This window comes from Microbacterium sp. JZ70 (assembly GCF_053903225.1).
Genome location: NZ_CP096405.1, coordinates 1,570,349 through 1,589,588, shown reverse-complemented (window position 1 = coordinate 1,589,588; position 19,240 = coordinate 1,570,349). Strand labels below are relative to the sequence as shown.

General features: G+C 74.1%; 14 protein-coding genes and 1 tRNA gene. 4 read left to right on the top strand and 11 right to left on the bottom strand.

Annotation, left to right across the window (positions count from 1 at the left end):
• Positions 1-25: 25 nt before the first annotated feature.
• From thrB to argS, 6 genes are all read right to left on the bottom strand, one after another.
• Positions 26-958 (bottom strand): homoserine kinase, encoded by a 933-nt coding sequence (gene thrB, locus M1D46_RS07205; protein WP_271172240.1) that lies wholly within the window; start codon positions 956-958, stop codon positions 26-28.
• Positions 955-2,043 (bottom strand): threonine synthase, encoded by a 1,089-nt coding sequence (thrC, locus tag M1D46_RS07200; RefSeq protein WP_271172241.1) that lies wholly within the window; start codon positions 2,041-2,043, stop codon positions 955-957. Before thrC ends, thrB begins: the two co-directional genes overlap by 4 nt.
• Positions 2,044-2,045: 2 nt before the next feature.
• Positions 2,046-3,350: a homoserine dehydrogenase gene (locus M1D46_RS07195; RefSeq protein ID WP_456287028.1), complete on the bottom strand. Its 1,305-nt coding sequence runs from the start codon at positions 3,348-3,350 to the stop codon at positions 2,046-2,048.
• Positions 3,347-4,777: a diaminopimelate decarboxylase gene (gene lysA, locus M1D46_RS07190; protein ID WP_456287027.1), complete on the bottom strand. Its 1,431-nt coding sequence runs from the start codon at positions 4,775-4,777 to the stop codon at positions 3,347-3,349. Before lysA ends, M1D46_RS07195 begins: the two co-directional genes overlap by 4 nt.
• Before the next feature lie 120 nt (positions 4,778-4,897).
• The gene (locus tag M1D46_RS07185) at positions 4,898-5,668 is read right to left on the bottom strand and encodes an LmeA family phospholipid-binding protein (protein WP_456287026.1); all 771 of its coding nucleotides are present in this window, start codon (positions 5,666-5,668) and stop codon (positions 4,898-4,900) included.
• 1 nt (position 5,669) lies between these two features.
• Positions 5,670-7,337, bottom strand: a complete 1,668-nt coding sequence (argS, locus tag M1D46_RS07180; RefSeq protein ID WP_271172245.1) for an arginine--tRNA ligase — start codon at positions 7,335-7,337, stop codon at positions 5,670-5,672.
• A gap of 60 nt (positions 7,338-7,397) precedes the next feature.
• On the opposite strand from argS, the gene M1D46_RS07175 reads away from it, so the two are divergent.
• The 3 genes from M1D46_RS07175 (at position 7,398) to hrpB (ending at position 10,964) form a co-directional block, all read left to right on the top strand.
• The gene (locus M1D46_RS07175; protein ID WP_456287025.1) at positions 7,398-8,246 is read left to right on the top strand and encodes an SGNH/GDSL hydrolase family protein; all 849 of its coding nucleotides are present in this window, start codon (positions 7,398-7,400) and stop codon (positions 8,244-8,246) included.
• A 16-nt stretch (positions 8,247-8,262) separates the two neighbouring features.
• A tRNA-Arg gene (locus tag M1D46_RS07170) sits at positions 8,263-8,335 on the top strand.
• A gap of 70 nt (positions 8,336-8,405) precedes the next feature.
• Positions 8,406-10,964, top strand: coding sequence for an ATP-dependent helicase HrpB (gene hrpB / locus M1D46_RS07165; protein ID WP_456287024.1), 2,559 nt, complete (start codon positions 8,406-8,408; stop codon positions 10,962-10,964).
• Between the two features lie 61 nt (positions 10,965-11,025).
• Here the strand turns inward: hrpB and M1D46_RS07160 are convergent, their stop codons facing one another.
• From M1D46_RS07160 to M1D46_RS07140, 5 genes are all read right to left on the bottom strand, one after another.
• Positions 11,026-13,119 carry a RecQ family ATP-dependent DNA helicase gene (locus tag M1D46_RS07160; protein ID WP_456287023.1) on the bottom strand — a complete coding sequence of 698 codons (2,094 nt, stop codon included), beginning with the start codon at positions 13,117-13,119 and terminating at the stop codon, positions 11,026-11,028.
• Positions 13,120-13,353: 234 nt separating this feature from the next.
• Positions 13,354-14,469 carry an FAD-dependent oxidoreductase gene (locus tag M1D46_RS07155; RefSeq protein ID WP_456287022.1) on the bottom strand — a complete coding sequence of 372 codons (1,116 nt, stop codon included), beginning with the start codon at positions 14,467-14,469 and terminating at the stop codon, positions 13,354-13,356.
• 10 nt (positions 14,470-14,479) lie between these two features.
• Positions 14,480-15,361 (bottom strand): CPBP family intramembrane glutamic endopeptidase, encoded by an 882-nt coding sequence (locus M1D46_RS07150; protein ID WP_456287021.1) that lies wholly within the window; start codon positions 15,359-15,361, stop codon positions 14,480-14,482.
• 3 nt (positions 15,362-15,364) lie between these two features.
• On the bottom strand, positions 15,365-16,090 hold the full coding sequence (gene trmB, locus M1D46_RS07145; RefSeq protein WP_324012058.1) for a tRNA (guanosine(46)-N7)-methyltransferase TrmB: 726 nt from the start codon (positions 16,088-16,090) through the stop codon (positions 15,365-15,367).
• A gap of 54 nt (positions 16,091-16,144) precedes the next feature.
• Entirely contained in the window at positions 16,145-16,978 is an 834-nt protein-coding gene (locus M1D46_RS07140; RefSeq protein WP_271172262.1) for a DUF3097 domain-containing protein, read from the bottom strand.
• A 173-nt stretch (positions 16,979-17,151) separates the two neighbouring features.
• Between M1D46_RS07140 and M1D46_RS07135 the strand changes: the two genes are divergently transcribed.
• Positions 17,152-19,182, top strand: coding sequence for a TPM domain-containing protein (locus tag M1D46_RS07135; protein WP_456287020.1), 2,031 nt, complete (start codon positions 17,152-17,154; stop codon positions 19,180-19,182).
• Positions 19,183-19,240 lie beyond the last annotated feature (58 nt).

Below are 19,240 nucleotides of genomic sequence, written 5' to 3'. Positions count from 1 at the left end.
AATTGCGACGGTGGCTTCGAACGTGCTATTCAGCACCCACCGGGATGTCCCTCACTGTACCACCTTTGAAATCGACGGCGAGCATGAGGGCGTCCCACGGGGTGTCCGCGACCCGGGCGACGAGCTCGGCTGCCTCGACGCGGCGGCCGGGGCCGTCGGCGAGGACGAGGACGCTCGGGCCCGCGCCCGAGACGACGGCCGCGAAGCCCGCCGCGCGCAGCGCCTGGACGAGCCGGTGCGTCTCGGGCATCGCCTCGGCGCGGTAGTTCTGGTGGAGCTTGTCCTCGGTCGCGGCGAGCAGCAGCTCGGGGCTCTGCGTGAGCGCCGCGATGAGGAGCGCCGAGCGCGAGACGTTGAACACGGCGTCCTCGCGCGGCACCTGCAGGGGCTGCAGGCTGCGTGCGAGGGAGGTCGACATGGTCGTCTCCGGGACGAAGACGACGGGCGCAACGCCGCGATGCACGAGGAGCTTCTTGTGCTGCGGGCCCCGCTCGTCGACCCACGCGATCGTGAGCCCGCCGAAGAGCGCGGGTGCGACGTTGTCGGGATGTCCTTCGAGCTCGGTCGCGAGGCGGAGGAGGTCGTTCTCGGAGAGCTCGACGTCGCCCTCGAGGAGCCCCTTCGCGGCGAGCACGCCGGCCGAGACGGCGGCGCCCGAGGAGCCGAGGCCGCGCCCGTGCGGGACGCCGTTGTGCGCGACGAGCCGCAGGCCTGGCGCGGGGCGCCCCGCATCGGCGAAGACGTGGCGGATGGCGCGCACGATGAGGTGCGACTCGTCGCGGGGGATCTCCTCCGCGCCCGACCCGGTCACCTCGATCTCGAGCTCGCCCTCCGGCAGGGCCGTCACGGTGAGCTCGTCGTACGCCGACAGCGCGAGGCCGAGGGTGTCGAACCCGGGGCCCAGGTTGGCGCTCGTGGCCGGCACGCGGACGTGCACCGAGCGCCGGGCTGGCGTCACGCGGGCGCTCCGACGGGAGCGAGCCCGAGCACGTCGGCGACGTCGGACGTCGAGGCGTCGACGACCGTCGGGGTCACCTCGGAGCCGTCCTCCTGCTTGAGCGCCCACTGCGGGTCCTTGAGCCCGTGGCCCGTGACGGTGATCGCGACGCGCGAGCCCGCGGGGATCGCGCCCGCCTCGGCGCGCTCGAGGAGACCGGCGACGCCGATCGCGGACGCCGGCTCGACGAACACGCCGGCCGTGCTCGCGAGGAGCCGCTGCGCGGCGAGGATGGCCGAGTCGGAGATCGCGCCGAAGTACCCGTCGGTCTTCTCGCGCGCCGCGAGGGCGAGCTCCCACGAGGCGGGGTTGCCGATGCGGATGGCCGTGGCGATCGTCTCCGGGTTCTTCACGACCTCGCCGCGGACGATGGGCGCCGAGCCCTCGGCCTGGAAGCCGAACATGCGCGGCACGCGCGTCGACGTGCCGGCCTCTGCGTCCTCGACGTACCCGCGCGAGTAGGCGGTGTAGTTGCCGGCGTTGCCGATCGGGATGAAGTGGAAGTCGGGGGCGTCGCCGAGCTGCGAGACGATCTCGTACGCCGCGGTCTTCTGGCCCTCGATGCGGTCGGGGTTGACCGAGTTCACGAGGTGCACGGGGTAGCTCTCGCTGAGCTCGCGCGCGATCTCGAGGCAGTCGTCGAAGTTGCCGCGGATCTGGATGAGCTGACCGCCGTGGATGACGGCCTGGCTGAGCTTGCCCATGGCGATCTTGCCCTCGGGCACGAGGACCGCCGCGGTGATCCCCGCGTGCGCGGCGTACGCCGCGGCCGAGGCCGACGTGTTGCCGGTCGACGCGCAGATGACGGCCTTCGCGCCGTGCTCGACCGCGCGCGAGAGCGCGACGGTCATGCCGCGGTCCTTGAACGAGCCGGTCGGGTTCATGCCCTCGAACTTGATCCAGACATCCGCGCCCGTGCGCTGCGACAGGGCGGGTGCCGGGATGAGCGGCGTGCCGCCCTCGCCGAGGGTCACGACGGTCGAGGCGTCGGTGACGCCCAGACGGTCGGCGTACTCGCGCATCACTCCGCGCCAGACGTGGGCCATGGTCATTCTCCTTCCACGCGCAGCACCGAGGCCACGCGCTCGACGACATCGCTCTGAGCGAGGCGGGCGACGGTGTCGCTGAGCGCCTGCTCCCGAGCCCTGTGGGTTCCGATCACGATGCGGGCGGTGCCCTCGTCATCGACGGTCTGCTCGACGGTCGCCGCGGAGACGCCGCCGTCGTTGAGGATGCCCGCGATCGTCGCGAGCACGCCCTGCTCGTCCGACACCTCGAGGGTGATCTGGTAGCGCGTCGTGATGCGCCCGATCTCGGCGGTCGGCAGGCTCTGGCGCGCCGACTCCCCCACGCCCACGCCGCCGGCGATGTGACGGCGGGCGGCCGACACGACGTCGCCGAGCACGGCCGACGCGGTCTGCACGCCGCCCGCTCCCGCGCCGTAGAACATGAGGGGGCCCGCCGCCTCCGCCTCGACGAACACGGCGTTGTTGCCGCCGTGCACCGTCGCGAGAGGATGGTCGCGGCTGATGAGCGCGGGATACACGCGCACCGAGATCGACTCGTCCTCCCCGTCGGCGCCGGGCAGGCGCTCGCACACGGCGAGGAGCTTGATGACGAAGCCCGCGCGGCGCGCGCCCTCGATCATGTCGGCCGTGATCGACTCGATGCCCTCGCGGTGCACGTGCTCCATCGCGACCTCGGTGTGGAAAGCGAGGCTCGCGAGGATGGCCGCCTTCTGGGCCGCGTCGTATCCCTCGAGGTCGAGGGTCGGGTCGGCCTCGAGGTAGCCGAGATCCGTCGCGATGCGCTGCGCCTCCTCGGCGGAGAGCCCCTCGCGGTCCATCTTGTCGAGGATGAAGTTCGTCGAGCCGTTGACGATGCCGAAGATGCGGACGATCCGGTCGCCTGCGAGCGAGTCCTTCAGGGGGCGGATGATCGGGATCGCGCCCGCGACGGCGGCCTCGTACGAGACGGACGCGCCGACCTGGTCGGCCGCGTCGAAGATCTCGGCGCCGTGAGCGGCGAGGAGGGCCTTGTTGCCCGTCACGACGTCGGCGCCCGAGTTCAGGGCGGTGAGGATGTGGGTGCGGGCGGGCTCGATGCCGCCCATGAGCTCGATGACGATGTCGGCGCCGACGATGAGGCTCTCGGCGTCGGTCGTGAGCAGCTCGCGCGGGAGCTCGACGTCGCGAGGGGCGTCGAGGTCGCGGACGAGGATGCCCGAGAGCTCGAGGCTCGCGCCGCTGCGCTCGGCGAGGTCGTCGCCGTGCTCGAGAAGCAGGCGCGCGACCTGCGAGCCGACGGAACCGGCGCCCAGCAGGGCGACCCTCAGCGTGCGGTGGTCGATCATCCTTCTCCCTCTCCGGCCGCGAGGCCGGTCTCGGTGTCGAGCCCGGCGTCGCGGGCGAGCAGATCGTCGATCGTCTCGCCGCGCACGATCACGCGGGCGCTCCCCCCGCGGACCGCCACGACGGGCGGCCGCGGGACGTGGTTGTAGTTGCTCGCGAGCGGCACGGTGTACGCGCCCGTGGCGGGGACGGCGAGCAGGTCGCCGGGCGTGACGTCGCCCGGAAGGTACTCGTGGTCGACGACGATGTCGCCCGACTCGCAGTGCATGCCGACGACGCGCACGAGCGCGGGAGCGTCCATCCCCTCGCGCGATGCGAGCCGCGCCGAGTACTGCGCGCCGTACAGCGCGCCGCGCGCGTTGTCGCTCATGCCGCCGTCGACGCTCACATAGACGCGGTCGCGCTCTCCGTCGGGCGTCTGCACGCGGACCGGCTTCACGGTGCCGACCTCGTAGAGCGTGACGCCCGCAGTGCCGATGATGCTGCGGCCCGGCTCGAAGGCGAGGGTCGGCAGCGGGATGCCGCGCGCGTCGCACTCGTCTGCGACGGCCCCGACGATGCCCTCCGCGAGCTCCTCGATGGGCGAGGGATCGTCGGCTCGCGTGTAGGCGATCCCGAAGCCCCCGCCGAGGTTGAGCAGCGGGATGTCGCCGCCCGCGAGGAGGCGCTCGTGCAGCTCGACGAGCCGCGAGGCCGACTCGCGGAAGCCGGCGACGCCGAAGATCTGCGAGCCGATGTGGCAGTGGAGGCCGGCGAAGCGCACGTGCGGCAGCTCGCGGATGCGGGCCACCGCCTCCTCGGCCGCGCTGAGCGGGAACCCGAACTTCTGGTCCTCGTGCGCCGTCGCGAGGAAGCTGTGGGTCTCGGCGTGGACGCCGCTGTTCACCCGCACGAGCACGCTCTGCATGACGTCGAGGCGCTCCGTGATCGCCGCGAGGCGCTCGATCTCGATGAGCGAGTCGACGATGATCGTGCCGACGCCGGCGGTGACGGCGCGCTCGAGCTCCCACACCTGCTTGTTGTTGCCGTGGAAGCCGATGTGCGAGGGCGCCACGCCGGCGGCGAGGGCGACCGCGAGCTCGCCGCCCGAGCAGACGTCGATCCGCAGGCCCGCGTCGACCATCCACCGCGCGATCTCGGCGCTCAGGAACGCCTTGCCCGCGTAGTAGACGCGCGCGTCGCCGCCGCGGCGAGCCGCAGCGGACGCGAACCCGTCGCGCGTGCGCACGGCGCGCGAGCGCGCCTCGTCCTCGTCGATCACGACGACCGGGGTCCCGTACTCGCGCGCGAGCGCCGTGGCGGGCACCCCGCCGATGACGAGCACCCCGTTCGCATCGCGCGACGCCGATGCCGGCCAGACACCGGGCGCGAGGTCGTTCGGGTCAGCGGGAGACGTGAGCCATTCGGGCGCGAGGGCGGACGAGGACACGGGGCACCAATCAGTGGATGGGGGTTCGCCGCGGCGCGGGATGGTCACGTCGCCGCGGTGACTGAGAGTCTATGGCACGCCGCGCGCGACCCGTGCCGCGGGACGACGCACGACGACGCATCAGCCGCAGCTCGCCGCGGCGAGGGCGTCGGCGTCGGAGAGGACGCCGTCGGCGAACGCGAGGCGGACGACGAGATGCTCGTCGACGATGTCGGCCGCGGTCACCTCGAGGCCGTCGGGGAGCGCATCGGCGCGGCACAGTGTGAACGGCCGCGCGAGGGCGCTGAGGTCGACCGGCGCCTGCGCGAGCGTGTCCGCGGTCAGCTCGAGGTCGCCGATCGAGATCGCCTCGGGGGTGAGCACGACGTCGCCGTCCGACACGCTCGGCACGGCGGTGAACGACAGCGGGATGTCCGCGCCCAGCAGGCTCACGTGCGTCGACAGGCGCGCGGCGGGCCCGGGGAGCAGCACGGCGACATCCCCCCACGTCGCCCAGCTGCCGCCGACCGCGGCGAGCAGCGCGTCGACATCCGCCGCGTCCATCCGGATGGCGGCGGTGCCGCCGAGCGCGCTCAGGTCGTCTCCCCGCACAGGCACCCCGTGCGCGCGCACCGCGACGTCGCCGGACAGCCCGCCGACTGCGACGTCGTCGCTCGCGACGGCGAGGTCGTCGAGCCGGCCCGCGATGAGCTGCGGGATGACGAGCCCGCCGACCCCGACCTCGATGGGCTGGTCGGCCGGCAGCGCGAGCTCCGACACGATCACGTCGCGCACCTGCTGCTTCACGAGCTCGCGCGCGACCGCCTCGCCGACGAGGAACGCCGCGACCGCGACGGCGACGATCGCGCCGACGGCGACGAGCGCCCGCAGCGGACGACGGCGGCGCGCCACGTCACATCCGCTCGGGCGCGCTCACACCGAGGAGGTCGAGCCCGTTGCGGAGCACCTGGCCGGTCGCGTCGTTGAGCCACAGGCGCGTGCCGTGCACGGGCTCGACGGGCTCGTCGCCCTTGGGCGTGACGCGGCAGCTGTCGTACCAGCGGTGGTACAGGCCGGCGAGCTCCTCGAGGTAGCGCGCGATGCGGTGCGGCTCGCGCAGCTCGGCGGCGAACGCCACGACGCGGGGGAACTCCTGGAGGGCGCCGAGCAGCGCGCTCTCGGTCTCGTGGTCGAGCAGCTCGGGCGCGAACGTCGAGCGGTCGACTCCCGCGTCCACGGCGTTGCGCGCGACGTTCACCGTGCGCGCGTGCGCGTACTGCACGTAGAAGACCGGGTTGTCGTTCGTGCGCCTGCGCAGCTGCTCGGGGTCGAGCGCGAGCGGCGAGTCGGCGGGATACCGCGCGAGCGAGTACCGCAGCGCGTCCGTCCCGATCCACGAGATGAGGTCGTCCATCTCGATGATGTTGCCCGCGCGCTTGGACAGGCGCGCCCCGTTCACCGAGACGAGCTGCCCGATGAGCACCTCGATGTCCTTCTGGGGGTCGTCGCCCGCCGCGCCCGCGAGGGCCTTGAGACGGTGGACGTAGCCGTGGTGGTCGGCGCCCAGCAGGTAGATCTTGTGCTGATAGCCGCGGTCGGACTTCGAGAGGTAGTACGCCGCGTCGGCAGCGAAGTACGTGTAGATCTCGCTGTCGGAGCGGCGGACGACGCGGTCCTTGTCGTCGCCGAACGCGGTCGTGCGCACCCAGACGGCACCGCCGTCCTCGAACACGTGTCCCTGCTCGGCCAGGCGGTCGATGGCCTGGTCGATCGCGCTGGCACCCTCGGCGCCCTTCTCGTGCAGTGTGCGCTCGCTGAAGAAGACGTCGAAGTGCACGTTGAACGTCTCGAGGGACTGCTTGATCTCCTCGAGCTGGCGCGCATAGCCGAGCTCGCGGGCGACGGCGAGCTGCGCGTCGTCGTCGAGCTCGAGCAGATCGGGGCGCTGCTCGAGGACGTGCGCAGCGAGATCGGCGATGTACTGGCCCGGGTAGCCGCCCTCCGGCGTCGGCTCCCCCTTGGCCGCCGCGAGCACGCTCGCGCCGAACTTGTCCATCTGCGCGCCCGCGTCGTTGATGTAGTACTCGCTGACGAGGTCGGCGCCGCTCGCCTTGAGCACGCGCGCGATCGAGTCGCCGAGCGCGGCCCAGCGCGTGTGGCCGATGTGGAGCGGGCCCGTGGGGTTCGCGCTCACGAACTCGAGGTTGATCGTGTTGCCGACCTGCGTCTCGTTGCGCCCGTATGCGGCGCCCGCGTCGACGATCGTCTTCGCGAGGGCCCCAGCCGCGGCGGCGTCGAGGCGGATGTTGATGAAGCCGGGGCCCGCGACCTCGACCGACGCGATGCCGTCGACCGAGCCGAGGGCGTCGGCGATCTCCTGCGCGAGCTCGCGCGGGTTCGCGCCGAGGCGCTTGGCGAGCTTCATGGCGATGTTCGTGGCCCAGTCGCCGTGATCGCGGTTCTTCGGGCGCTCGAAGACGACGTCGGCGGCGGCCAGGTCGAGGGACTCCTCGGGGCGGCGACGCTCGGCGATCGGAGAGAGGACGGCGAGCAGGGCGGCGGCGAGGGAATCCGGGTTCATAGCGTCACAAGTTTATGACGACGCACGGTGTGGCCACGCCGAGTGCTTATCCTCGTTCGCATGACCGCGGCGCACCCGACCCGCCGGCCCGTCGTGCTCGCCGCGGCGATCGGCTTCCTCCTGCTCGCCGCCGCCCTCGTGCTCGGGGTCTGGCGGCCCTGGGCGCCGCTCCCCGTGCCCGACGCGGCGGTCGCCTCCGACCGAGAGGCGGCTTCCGCCGAGAGCACCGCGACGATCGCGCTGCCCGACGACCCGACGGTGCTCGTCTTCGGCGATTCGTGGACCTACGGCTCGGCGGCGACGACCCCGACGGGCGGGTACGCGTACCGCTTCGGGGAGCTCGAGGGCTGGGAGACCGTCGTCGACGGCGTGCGGGGCAGCGGGTACCTCAAGCCGGGGATCGACGGCCCGGCCTTCGGCGAGCGCATCGCCGCGCTCGATCCCGCGCTCGATCCGGATCTCGTCATCGTCCAGGGCTCGATCAACGACCGCCGACAGGACCTGTCGCGCTACGCGGGCGCGGTGAATGCGGCATGGGACGCGCTCGCGGACCTCTACCCCGACGCCGCGATCGTCATCCTCGGCCCCGCGCCGCACATCCTTCCGGTCGAGGACACGACGGCGGAGCTCGACCGCAGGCTCTCGGCGCTCGCGGCGGACCGCGGATGGCCGTACATCTCGCCCGTGCAGGACGAGTGGATCACGGCCGCCGACTACCTGCGGCTCATCGACACGTCGGAGCGCGGCGCGCGGCACCCCTCCGACGCCGGACACGCCCATCTCGCGGAGCGCCTCGTCGCGGCGATCGCGGAGATCACGGCCCCCGTGCAGGTCGAGGCCGCGGAGAACCAGCCCGAGCCGGCGCTCCCGGCGGCGCCCGACGTGTACGAGGCACCCTCGCCGCGCTGATAAGCTCGATCAGCACGCCTCCGTAGCTCAGGGGATAGAGCGCCGGTTTCCGGTACCGAAGGTCGGGGGTTCGAATCCCTCCGGGGGCACCCGGTGCGAAGGCCCCGCTCGTCTGCGAGCGGGGCCTTCGCCGTTCCCGCCCCCTGAGAGAATCGGACGATGGCCGACCCGCACCGCTTCGACCTCGCCGCGCTCGGCGCGGGGCTCACGGTGTCGACGGCGCGCGACGCGCTGCTTTCGGCCGCCCGGCACGGCGCGTTCGTCGTGACGGCGCCGCCCGGCACGGGCAAGACCACCTTCGTCCCTCCCGTCCTCGCGAACGCCGTGCGCGGGCGGGTTCTCGTGACGCAGCCGCGCAGGGTCGCCGTGCGCGCGGCCGCCCGCCGCATCGCGCAGCTGGACGGGTCGGAGCTCGGCGGCCCGGTCGGCTTCAGCGTCCGCGGCGAGCATGAGGTCGGCCCGCGCACGCGCATCGAGCTCCTCACCCCCGGCGTGCTGCTGCGCCGACTGCTGGCCGATCCCGGTCTCGACGGCGTCGACGCGGTCATCCTCGACGAGGTGCACGAGCGCTCGCTCGACGGCGACCTCCTCCTCGGGATGCTCGCCGAGGCACGCGCGCTCCGCGACGACCTCGTCGTGACGGCCATGTCGGCGACCCTCGATGCGGACGCCGTCGCCCGCCTGCTCGGCGGCGCCGATCATCCCGCGCCCGTCGTCGACGTGCCGTCGCCCCTCCATCCGCTCGCGATCGAGTACGCGCCGGGAGATGCACCGCGCCTCGACGAGCGCGGCGTCACGCGCGCGCACCTCGCGCACCTCGCCCGCGTCGCGACGGCCGCACAGCGCGAGGACGGCTGCGATGCCCTCGTCTTCGTGCCCTCGGCGCGCGATGTCGACGAGCTCGTGCGGCTCATCCGCGACCGCGCGGCGGACATCGAGGTCCTCCCCCTGCACGGCCGGCTGCCCGCCCGCGAGCAGGATCGCGCCACGCAGGGGCGCCGCGCCGGGGAGCCGCCCCGCATCGTCGTGAGCACGGCGCTCGCCGAGAGCTCGCTCACGGTGCCCGGTGTGCGGCTCGTCGTCGACGCGGGCCTCTCGCGCGAGGTGCGCCGCGACCGCGGCCGCGACATGACCGGCCTCGTGACGGTCAGCGCGTCGCGAGCGAGCGCGGACCAGCGAGCCGGGCGCGCGGCACGCCAGGGCCCCGGCCGAGCGGTGCGCGCCTACGCGGAGGTGGACTTCGCACGGATGCCGGCTGCCGCCGCACCCGAGATCGCCTCGGCCGACCTCGTCGACGCCATGCTCCTCGCGGGCGCGTGGGGCACGCCGGGCGGCGAGGGCCTCGCCCTCCTCACCCCTCCCCCGCACGCCGCGGTCGCTCAGGCGCTCTCCGTGCTGCACGCGCTCGAGCTGACCGACGCGAGCGGACGGCCGACGGCTCTCGGGCGCCGCATCGCACCGCTTCCCGTCGGCGCTCGCGAGGCGCGGGCCCTCCTCGAGGGCGCGGCGATGCTCGGCGATGCGCGTGCGGCCGCCGAGGTCGTCGCGGCGATCTCCGACGACCACCGCGATGCCGATGCCGACCTCGGGCGGATGCTCCGCGAGCTGAGGGATGGCCGCGGCCCGGGCGCCGCGCGCTGGCGGCGCGAGACGGCCCGGCTCGCCCGGATCGCGGCATCCGACGCGGCGCCCCGCGGGTCCGATTCCGGGCCATCCGCGCCCGGGCCATCCGCGCCGGGAGCCGTCGTCGCCCTCGCGCGGCCCGACTGGATCGCCCGGCGCACGGGCCCGCACGACCGGACGTACCTCCTCGCGAGCGGCACGCGCGCCGCGCTTCCCCCGGGCAGTGCGCTGAGCGCGTCGGAGTGGCTGGCCGTCTGGGAAGTCCAGCGCGCGGAGGGCCGCGCTGCCGAGGGCACCGGCGCCGTCATCCGGATGGCCGCCGCGCTCGCCGAGGAGGACGCGCTCGCGATCGGGGCGGGGCTCACGAGCGACGAGCGCGCCGCACGCATCGAGGGCGGTCGCGTGCGCGTCCGCCGCACCCGCCGCCTCGGCGCCATCCTGCTCGCCGAGACGCCCGTCGCGGCGACCCCCGAGGACGTCGGCCCCGCCTTCGCCGCGCACGTCCGCGAGAGGGGCCTCGACGCGCTCGCGTGGCGTCCCGAGGCGCTCGCCCTGCGCGCGCGCCTCGCGCTCGTGCACCGGGAGATCGGCCGCCCGTGGCCCGAGGTCGACGACGCCTCCCTGCTCGCGCGCATCGACGACTGGCTGGGGCCCGATCTCTCCCGCCTGCGCGCCGACGTGTCCCTGCACGGGATCGACGTCGAGGCAGCGCTGCGGCGCCTGCTCCCCTGGCCGGAGGCCGCGCGCCTCGACGAGCTCGTGCCCGAGCGGCTCGCCGTGCCGTCCGGGTCCCGCGTGCGCATCGACTACGCGGGCGATGTGGATGCACGGCCCGTCGTCGCCGTGAAGCTGCAGGAGGTCTTCGGCCTCGCGCAGACGCCGCGCCTGGTCGACGGGCGCGTGCCCGTGCTCTTCCATCTGCTCTCCCCCGCGCGGCGTCCTCTCGCCGTGACCGACGACCTCGCGTCCTTTTGGAACGGCCCGTACCAGCAGGTGCGCAGGGAGATGCGCGGGCGCTACCCGCGCCATCCGTGGCCGGAGGATCCGTGGACGGCGCCCGCGACCGCGAAGACGAACCGCGCGGCCGGGCGCTGAGCCCGCTGTCGGCGCCGTGAGCCGGCTCGCGGCGCCGGGCGCGGAGTCTGCTCGGCGCCGCTCAGCTCCGGAGAGCGAGGGCGAACGGCAGGACGGCCGTGGCGCCGGCCCTGCGGAGCTCGCGCGCGGCGAGCGTGAGCGTCCACCGGCTGTCGGCGAGGTCGTCGACGAGCAGGATCGGCCCCGTCGGCACCGCGAGCGGGGACGCGTCGAGGCGACCGTGCAGGTCGGCGACGCGGAACGCGCTGTTGCCGCCGGGGCGGCCGACCGGCGCGGCGGGATCGAGGGCCAGCTCGCCGAGGTACGGCAGGCGCCCGACCCGTGCGAGCCCCTGCGCGGTCGAGGCGACGAGCTGCGGGTGGGAGCGCGAGGGCACGGAGGCGACAGCGACGGGGCGCTCGTCCCAGCCCCAGTCGGCGAGCACGCGCACGCAGGCATCGAGCAGGCGCGGGGGCACGGGCTGGTCGGGCGCGCCCGCGGCGAAGAGCTCGCGCAGGGCACCGCCCCAGCCGAGATCGGTCAGGCGGGCGAGCGCGCGGCCCTCGGCCGCCTGCTCCTCGGCCGGGATGCGGCCCTTGAGCGGCACGCCGAGCCGATCGAGACCGGATGGCCACTGGCGCCGCGGCTCGATCGGCACGCCGACGCGGTCGAGGGCGGAGGCGGCGGACGCCGAGACGCCCTGACCGATCTCGGCGGAGAGCCACGGTCCCGCGCAGTTGTCGCAGCGCCCGCACGGCGCCGCGGTGTCGTCGTCGAGACGGCGCTGCAGGAACTCCATGCGGCACGCGGTGGTCGTCTCGTACTCGAGCATGTGCTCCTGCTCGATGCGGCGCTCGGCGGCGATGCGGCTGTACCGCTCGGCGTCGTACGTCCACGGGATGCCGGTCGCGGCCCATCCGCCCTTCTCGCGCCGCACCGCGCCGTCGACGTCGAGCACCTTGAGGAGCAGCTCGAGGGGCGTGCGCCGGATGTCGACGACCGCCTCGAGCGCAGCCGTCGACAGCGGACGATCGGCCGCTCCGAGGGCCGACAGCACGCGCTCGGCGCGCTCCTGGTCGGGCATCGACGCGGTCGCGAAGTAGTGCCAGATGTCGCGGTCCTCGGGGCCCGGAAGCAGAACGACATCCGCGGACGCCGTCGCGCGGCCCGCACGGCCGACCTGCTGGTAGTACGCCACGGGCGACGAAGGGGCACCCAGATGGAGCACGAAGCCGAGGTCGGGCTTGTCGAAGCCCATGCCGAGCGCACTCGTCGCGACGAGCGCCTTGACCTCGTTGCGCTTGAGCATCGCCTCCGACTCCGCGCGCTCGTCGGCGTCGCTCTGCCCGGTGTACGCGCGCACGGCGTGGCCGTGATCGCGCAGGAGCCGGGCGGTGTCGTTCGCGGCGGCGACCGTGAGCGTGTAGATGATGCCCGACCCCGGCAGCTCATCGAGGTGGCTGAGCAGCCACGCGAGACGCGCCGTCGCGTCGGGGAGCCGCAGCACGCCGAGGCGCAGAGACGCGCGTGCGAGCGGGCCGCGGATGGTCGTCACGCCCTCCGCACCCAGCTGCTCGACGACGTCGGCGACCACGCGGCTGTTCGCGGTGGCCGTCGTCGCGAGCACAGGGACGGACGGCGGCATCTGCGCGATGAGGTCGCGCAGGCGCCGGTAGTCGGGGCGGAAGTCGTGGCCCCAGTCGCTGATGCAGTGGGCCTCGTCGACGACGAGCATGCCGATCCGCCGCACGAGGGCGGGCAGCTGCTCATCGCGGAACGTCGGGTTGTTGAGCCGCTCAGGAGACACGAGCAGCACGTCGACCTCGTCGGCGTCGAGCTGCGCGAGGACGTCGGTCCACTCGTGCGCGTTCGTCGAGTTGATCGCCACGGCGCGGACGCCGGCCCGCTGCGCGGCCGCGATCTGGTCGCGCATGAGGGCGATGAGGGGCGACACGAGCACCGTCGGCCCGGCTCCCGCGTCTCGGAGCAGCCTCGTCGCGACGAAGTACACGGCCGACTTGCCCCACCCGGTCCGCTGCACGACGAGCGCGCGGCGGCGTCCGCCCACGAGCGCCTCGATCGCCTCGAACTGCCCCTCGTGGAAGTCGGCGTCGTCCCGCCCCACGAGCTTCCGGAGGGCCGCGAGCGCGGAGGTCCGCAGGGTGTCGTCGCTCATGCTCCCAGCCTCGCACGGGCATCCGACAGCCGGCCTGGTCCTCCCGCGCCGACCCGGCAGGTCGGACGCCCCGCATGTCTCACCGGTCCCGCATGTCTCACCGGTCCCGCATGTCTCACCGGGCCCGCATGTCTCACCACGCGCGGCTAACCGGCACCCATACCCACCCGCACCGAGACACGCACACGAGGACACCCCACCCACCCCGCTCACGTCGCGGGATCGGCGCGCGGATCACCGTCGCAGGGCGAAGAACGGATCCGGATGGCCCGCGCCGGTCGCGAGGGAGGCCAGGTGCTCGCCGAGCGCGGGGGCGAACTTGAACCCGTGCCCCGCGAAGCCCGCGGCGACGATGATCGGCCCCGCCGCGTCGAGGATGAAGTCCTCGCCCGTGCGCGACGTGTACGTGCAGCTGATCGGCTCCAGCCGATCGGGGTCCGCGCCGGGCATCCACTCGCGCACGTACGCGCGCAGGGCGGCGACGACGTGCTCCTCGGGCGCGAACGTGCGCGTGGCGGGTGTGACCTCGGGGCCCGCGCCGTGCCATCCGACCTTGAGGCCCTCGCCGGGCGAGACGAGCCCGTAGATCGGCCCGAGCCATCCGAACCCGGACGGCTCGGCGAAGTGGTTGAAGCTCGGCCAGCCCGCGCCGTCGTCGCCCGCGGCGAGCGCGAAGTGGGCGGGATGCTCCTCCGTGACCCGCAGGCGCGGCAGGTCGACGACGCCCGCGAGCAGCTCCGACGACCACGCGCCCGCTGCGACGACCGCACGGCGCGCGCGGACGACGAGATCGCCGGCGCGCACCTCGGCCGCCCCGTCGCCGAGGACACGGACGCCGTCGACGCGCACGCCGTGTCGGATGTCTCCGCCGAAGCGCGCAGCGAGCGCGTGGAGCGCGCGGACGGCGCGCTCGGCCCAGATCCGCCCGCCGTCCGGCAGGAAGAGCGCGTCGCTCGCGAACCGCATCCCCGGCCAGCGGCGCGCGGCCTCGCCCGCGGGAACCGTCTCCACGGCGAGCCCGGCGCGCGGCGCGTTCTCGCGCAGGCGCTCGGCCTCGGGAACGGGCCCGCGGTTCACGATGCCGGTCTGCTCGAGGATGGTCTCGCCCGACTCCGCCTCGAGCTCGCGCCAGAGGGGCAGCGCACGCGTGAGCAGCCGCAGGTACGCGGGCTCCGCGTACGACGGGTTGAAGTTGCGGGTCGACGCGTGCGAGGCGCCGAGCGCGTGGGCGGGCTCGTGCGCCTCGAGCAGCACGACCTCGCACCCTTCGCGGGCGAGCGCCCACGCGGTCGCGGCGCCGACGACGCCGCCTCCGACGACGACGGTCTCGACGTCCATCCGGTCGGTCATGCGGGTCTCCTCACACCAGGAAGAACGGGACGGCGCCGGGGTTGTGCGCGTGCACGAGCACGAGGAACACGACGGCGTCGAAGAGCAGGTGCACGGTCACGACGTAGGCCAGCGAGTGCGTGCGCAGGAAGATCCACCCCTGCAGCAGCGCGAACGGGATCGTCAGCACGGGACCCCAGGCGCGGTAGCCGAGCTCCCACAGGAACGACACGAACACGATCGCCTGGAGCACGTTGGCGACCGTCGTCGGGAAGTGCCGCAGCAGCAGCGCGAACACCGTGCACACGAAGAAGAGCTCGTCCCAGATGCCCACGGCGCCCACGCCCACGAAGAGCCGCGCGATGAGGTCGGCGGTGTCGACGACCGGCCAGTTGCGGTACACGCCCGACGTGATGAAGTAGAACGGCAGGATCAGCCATCCGAGCGCGAGCACCGCGACGAGCCACCCCCACTGCAGGCGCGTCCAGCGCCGGCCCGTCCGCCACGGGAACGCGATCGCGCGGTCGCGGTAGACGAACCGCGAGACCGCGTACGGCACGGCGACCGCGCCGCCGAGCGCGACCGTGAAGCGGATCATCGCGGCGTCGTCGAGCTCGGCCGCGAGCGGGATGGCGCTCACGATGAGCAACCCGACCGCGATGAGCGACAGATCCCGCGCGAGGGAGGGCATGGGCGCGGATGGCCCGGGCGCGGATGGCGCGGATGGCGCGAGGGCCCAGGGCGCGACACCGCGCGACCGGTCGGCCGCGATCGCGAGGGCGATGCCGGCCGCGAGCAGCAGCCATCCGAGCCACGGCACGAGCAGCACGAAGAACGCCGGAGCCGCGAGGCACGTGAGAAGCGCGGCGGCGAGCGGGAGCGGCGCGACGGCGCGCGCACCGGGCACGGCCACCCGTCAGCTCCGCGCGACGCGGCGGTAGACGAGATCGCGGATCTCGCGCCCCTTCTCGATGCCCTTGCGCTCGAAGGCCGTCATCACCCGTCCATCGAAGCGGTCGGCCCAGTCCCCGTCGAACGCGCGCTCGAACTCGGGCGCAATGTCGAGCACCTCGCGCATCTGCAGGGCGTAGTCCTCCCAGTCCGTCGCGAGGCGCAGGAGGCCGCCGTCGCGCAGGGCGCGGCCCGCCGTGGCGCCGAACCCGGGGCGGATCATCCGGCGCTTCGTGTGCCGCTTCTTGTGCCACGGGTCGGAGAAGAAGATCCAGACCTCGTCGGCGCCGCCCTCCGGCAGGAGCGTCTCGAGCACCTCGGGCGCGTTCGCCTCGATGAGACGGAGGTTGCGCACGCCGGCGGCGTCGGCGTCGAGCATCGTCCGCGCGAGCCCCGCGCGGAACACCTCGACGGCGAGGAAGTCGACGTCGGGCCGGGTCGACGCGGCGTGCACGATCGCGTGCCCCTGCCCCGACCCGATCTCGACGATGAGCGGCGCCACGCGGCCGTACTCCTCCGCGGGGACGAACCGCGCGTCGGGGTGGACCGATGTCGACGCGATGGCCCGCGGCACGTCGAAGAAGTACGTCGGCGCGAGCTCGGCCCACGCGCGCTCCTGCGCCTCCGACATGCGCCCGCTGCGGCGGACGAACGAGACGGGATGGTCGCGGAAGGTGCGGGGCTCGGGCATGCCTCCAGGGTACTTTCCGCCGCCGTGCCCTCCCCGTGGGTCAGGCGCCGTGGGTCACGGGGCCGTGACGAAGTCGATGAGCTCCTCGACCCTGCCGAGCAGCTCGGGCTCGAGGTCGCGGTACGTCGTCACGCGCGAGAGGATGCGCTGCCACGCGAGGCCGAGGTCCTCCTTGGTCTCGGCGGGCCAGCCGAGGCCGCGGCAGATGCCGGTCTTCCAGTCGGTGCCGCGCGGCACGACGGGCCAGCGCGCGATGCCGACCGCCTGCGGCTTGACGCACTGCCACACGTCGACGAACGGATGGCCGACGATGCGGACGTGCGCACCGTGGCGCCCGCGCGCGATCTGCTCGGCGATGCGCGACTCCTTGGACCCCGGGACGAGGTGGTCGACGAGCACGCCGTAGCGGCGCTTCGCCGACGGCGGCTCCTCCTCGAGGAGCTCGTGCAGGAGGTCGATGCCCTGGAGGAACTCGACCGCCACGCCCTCGACGCGCAGATCGGCGCCCCAGACCTTCTCCACGAGCTCGGCGTCGTGCTTCCCCTCCACGAGGATGCGACTCGGCAGCGCGACCCGCGCCCGCTGATCCTCGACCGCGAACGATCCGGATGCCGTGCGGCGGCGGCCCTGCGGTGCCGCCTTCGGCGGGACGAGGGCGACCGGCTCGCCGTCGATGAGGAAGCCCGCGCCGAGCGGGAAGACGCGCGTGCGCCCCTTCCAGTCCTCGAGCTCGACGCTGCCGTTCTCGACGCGCGTGATCGCGCCGCAGTACCCGTCTCCCGCGACCTCGACGACGAGGTCGAGCTCCGCGGGGACCGGCTTCGACGTCTTCCTGCCCTTCTCGCGCCATCCCGCCGCGAGCACGTCGGTGCCGTATCTGTCGTCCATGAGGGTCCTCCCGCCCTCCATCCCACCACGGGCCGCCGACCCGTCGCGGAGCGGCGCGCGCTCGACGCGGTCGATGAATCTCCTGTGCGCGGCGACCTCGTCTTCCGCCGCATGCCGCCGCGTGCATAGGATCGGTCTCGCGGGCCCATGGCGCCCGCGGAGGGGAAGTCGCCATGCGGGCAAGGTGGACCGTGGCGCTGTGCGCCGGCCTGACGCTGTTCCTCGGGGGCGCCCCGATGGCGGCGTCGGCGGAGAGCCCGGTCGAGCTCGGCGACGCGTACGTCTACGACGGCTCGGATGTGCTGACCCCGAGCGAGGAGCGCGCCGCCGACGAGCGCCTCGCTCAGCTCGTCGCCGACACCGACGTCTCGCTCTGGGTCGTCTACGTCGACGATTTCGAGAACCCCTCCGACGCCATCGAGTGGGCCGACGCGACGGCGGACCGGAACCGCCTCGGCAGCACGCAGTACCTCCTCGCGATCGCGACCGAGGGCCGTCAGCTCTACATCTCCTCCGCCGCGGACGGCCCCGTGAGCGAGGACCGTCTCGCGGCGATCGAGCAGGACCTCTTCGACGCCCTCGCGGACGACGACTGGGCGAGCGCGGTCGACGTCGCCGCCGACGGGTTCGAGGGCGGCGGACAGGGCGGCGCCAGCGCATGGCCGTGGATCATCGGCCTCGTCGTGATCGCGGGCATCGTGATCGTCGTCGTGCTGCTCTCGCGCAAGCGCAGCCCCGCGGAGAGGGCAGGGGCCGGTGACACCCCCGCCGAGCCCGAGGTCCCGACCGCCGAGCTGCAGCGCCGGGCGGCCTCCGCCCTCATCGCGACCGACGACGCCATCCGCTCGAGCGAGCAGGAGCTCGGGTTCGCGGTCGCGCAGTTCGGCGAGGAGGCGACCGGCGAGTTCCGCACCGCGCTGTCGGATGCGCGCGCGTCGCTCGCGCGCGCGTTCGAGCTCAAGCAGCGGCTCGACGACGCCACGGAGGACACCGAGGCCGACGTGCGCGCGTGGAACACCGAGATCGTCGCCCTCTGCGAGCAGGCGGCGGCGTCGCTCGAGGAGAAGGCGCAGGGATTCGCGCAGCTGCGCCAGCTCGAGCAGAACGCGCCGGAGGCGCTCACGCAGGTGCAGGAGAAGCGCGCGCAGGCGGCGTCCGTGTCCGACGAGGCCCGCCGCGCGCTCGAGGCGCTGGGCGCCCGGTACGCGCCCGAGGCGCTCACGACCGTGGCCGACAACCCCGAGCAGGCTCAGGCACGGCTGGCGTTCGCCGACGAGCAGCTCGCCGTCGCGCAGCGCGCGATCGGCTCGGGCGAGGGCGGCGAGGCCGCCGTCGCCATCCGCGATGCCGAGCAGGCGATCGCCCAGGCGCGGCGCCTCGGCACCGCGATCGACGAGCTCGGCGCGGCGCTCGCTGAGGGCGAGAAGCAGGCGGCCGATCTCATCCTCGAGCTCGAGGGCGACGTGGCCGCGGCCCGGCAGCTGCCCGACGAGGACGGGGCCGTCGCGGCCGCCGTCGCGCGCACCGAGCAGCAGATGCAGACCGCGAAGCAGAACCTCGCCGGCTCCGGGCGCCGCCCGCTCGCGATGCTCGAGGCCCTCCAGAAGGCCGACGAGGAGATCGACCGCGCCCTCGCCGGCGGTCGCGACGCGGTCGAGCGGCGACGGCGGTCCGAGCAGATGCTCGAGCAGACCATCCTCCAGGCGCGCAGCCAGGTCTCGGCGGCCGAGGAGTACGTGTCGGCGCGGCGCGGCGGAGTGGGCTCGGACGCCCGCACGCGGCTCGCGCAGGCCGGCGCCGAGCTCGCGCGCGCGGAGGGCCTGCGCCAGAGCGACCCCGCGGCCGCGCTCGGCCACGCGCAGTCCGCGCTCCGTCTCGCGAACGACGCGATCTCCCTCACGCAGAGCGACCTCAGCATGTTCGAGTCGTCGTACCGCTCGCAGGGCCGCTCCTCAGGCGGGGACGACTTCCTCGGCGGGCTCCTGGGCGGCCTCATCGGCAGCTCCCTCGGCGGCGGGCGCTCCTCGAGCTCCGGATGGGGCGGCGGCCTCCTCGGCGGAGCCGGGGGCGGGCTCTTCGGCGGCGGAGGCGGCTCGTCGCGCTCCGGGCGCCGCGGAGGCGGGTCGTTCGGCGGAGGACGATCCGGCCGCCGGAGCTTCGGCGGAGGCGGCCGCTCGGGCCGCCGCGGAGGTGGTCGCTTCTGATCCGCCCCTCCCTGCCCTGAGACAGCCATCCGCTCCTGACCCCAACCGAAAGGGAAAC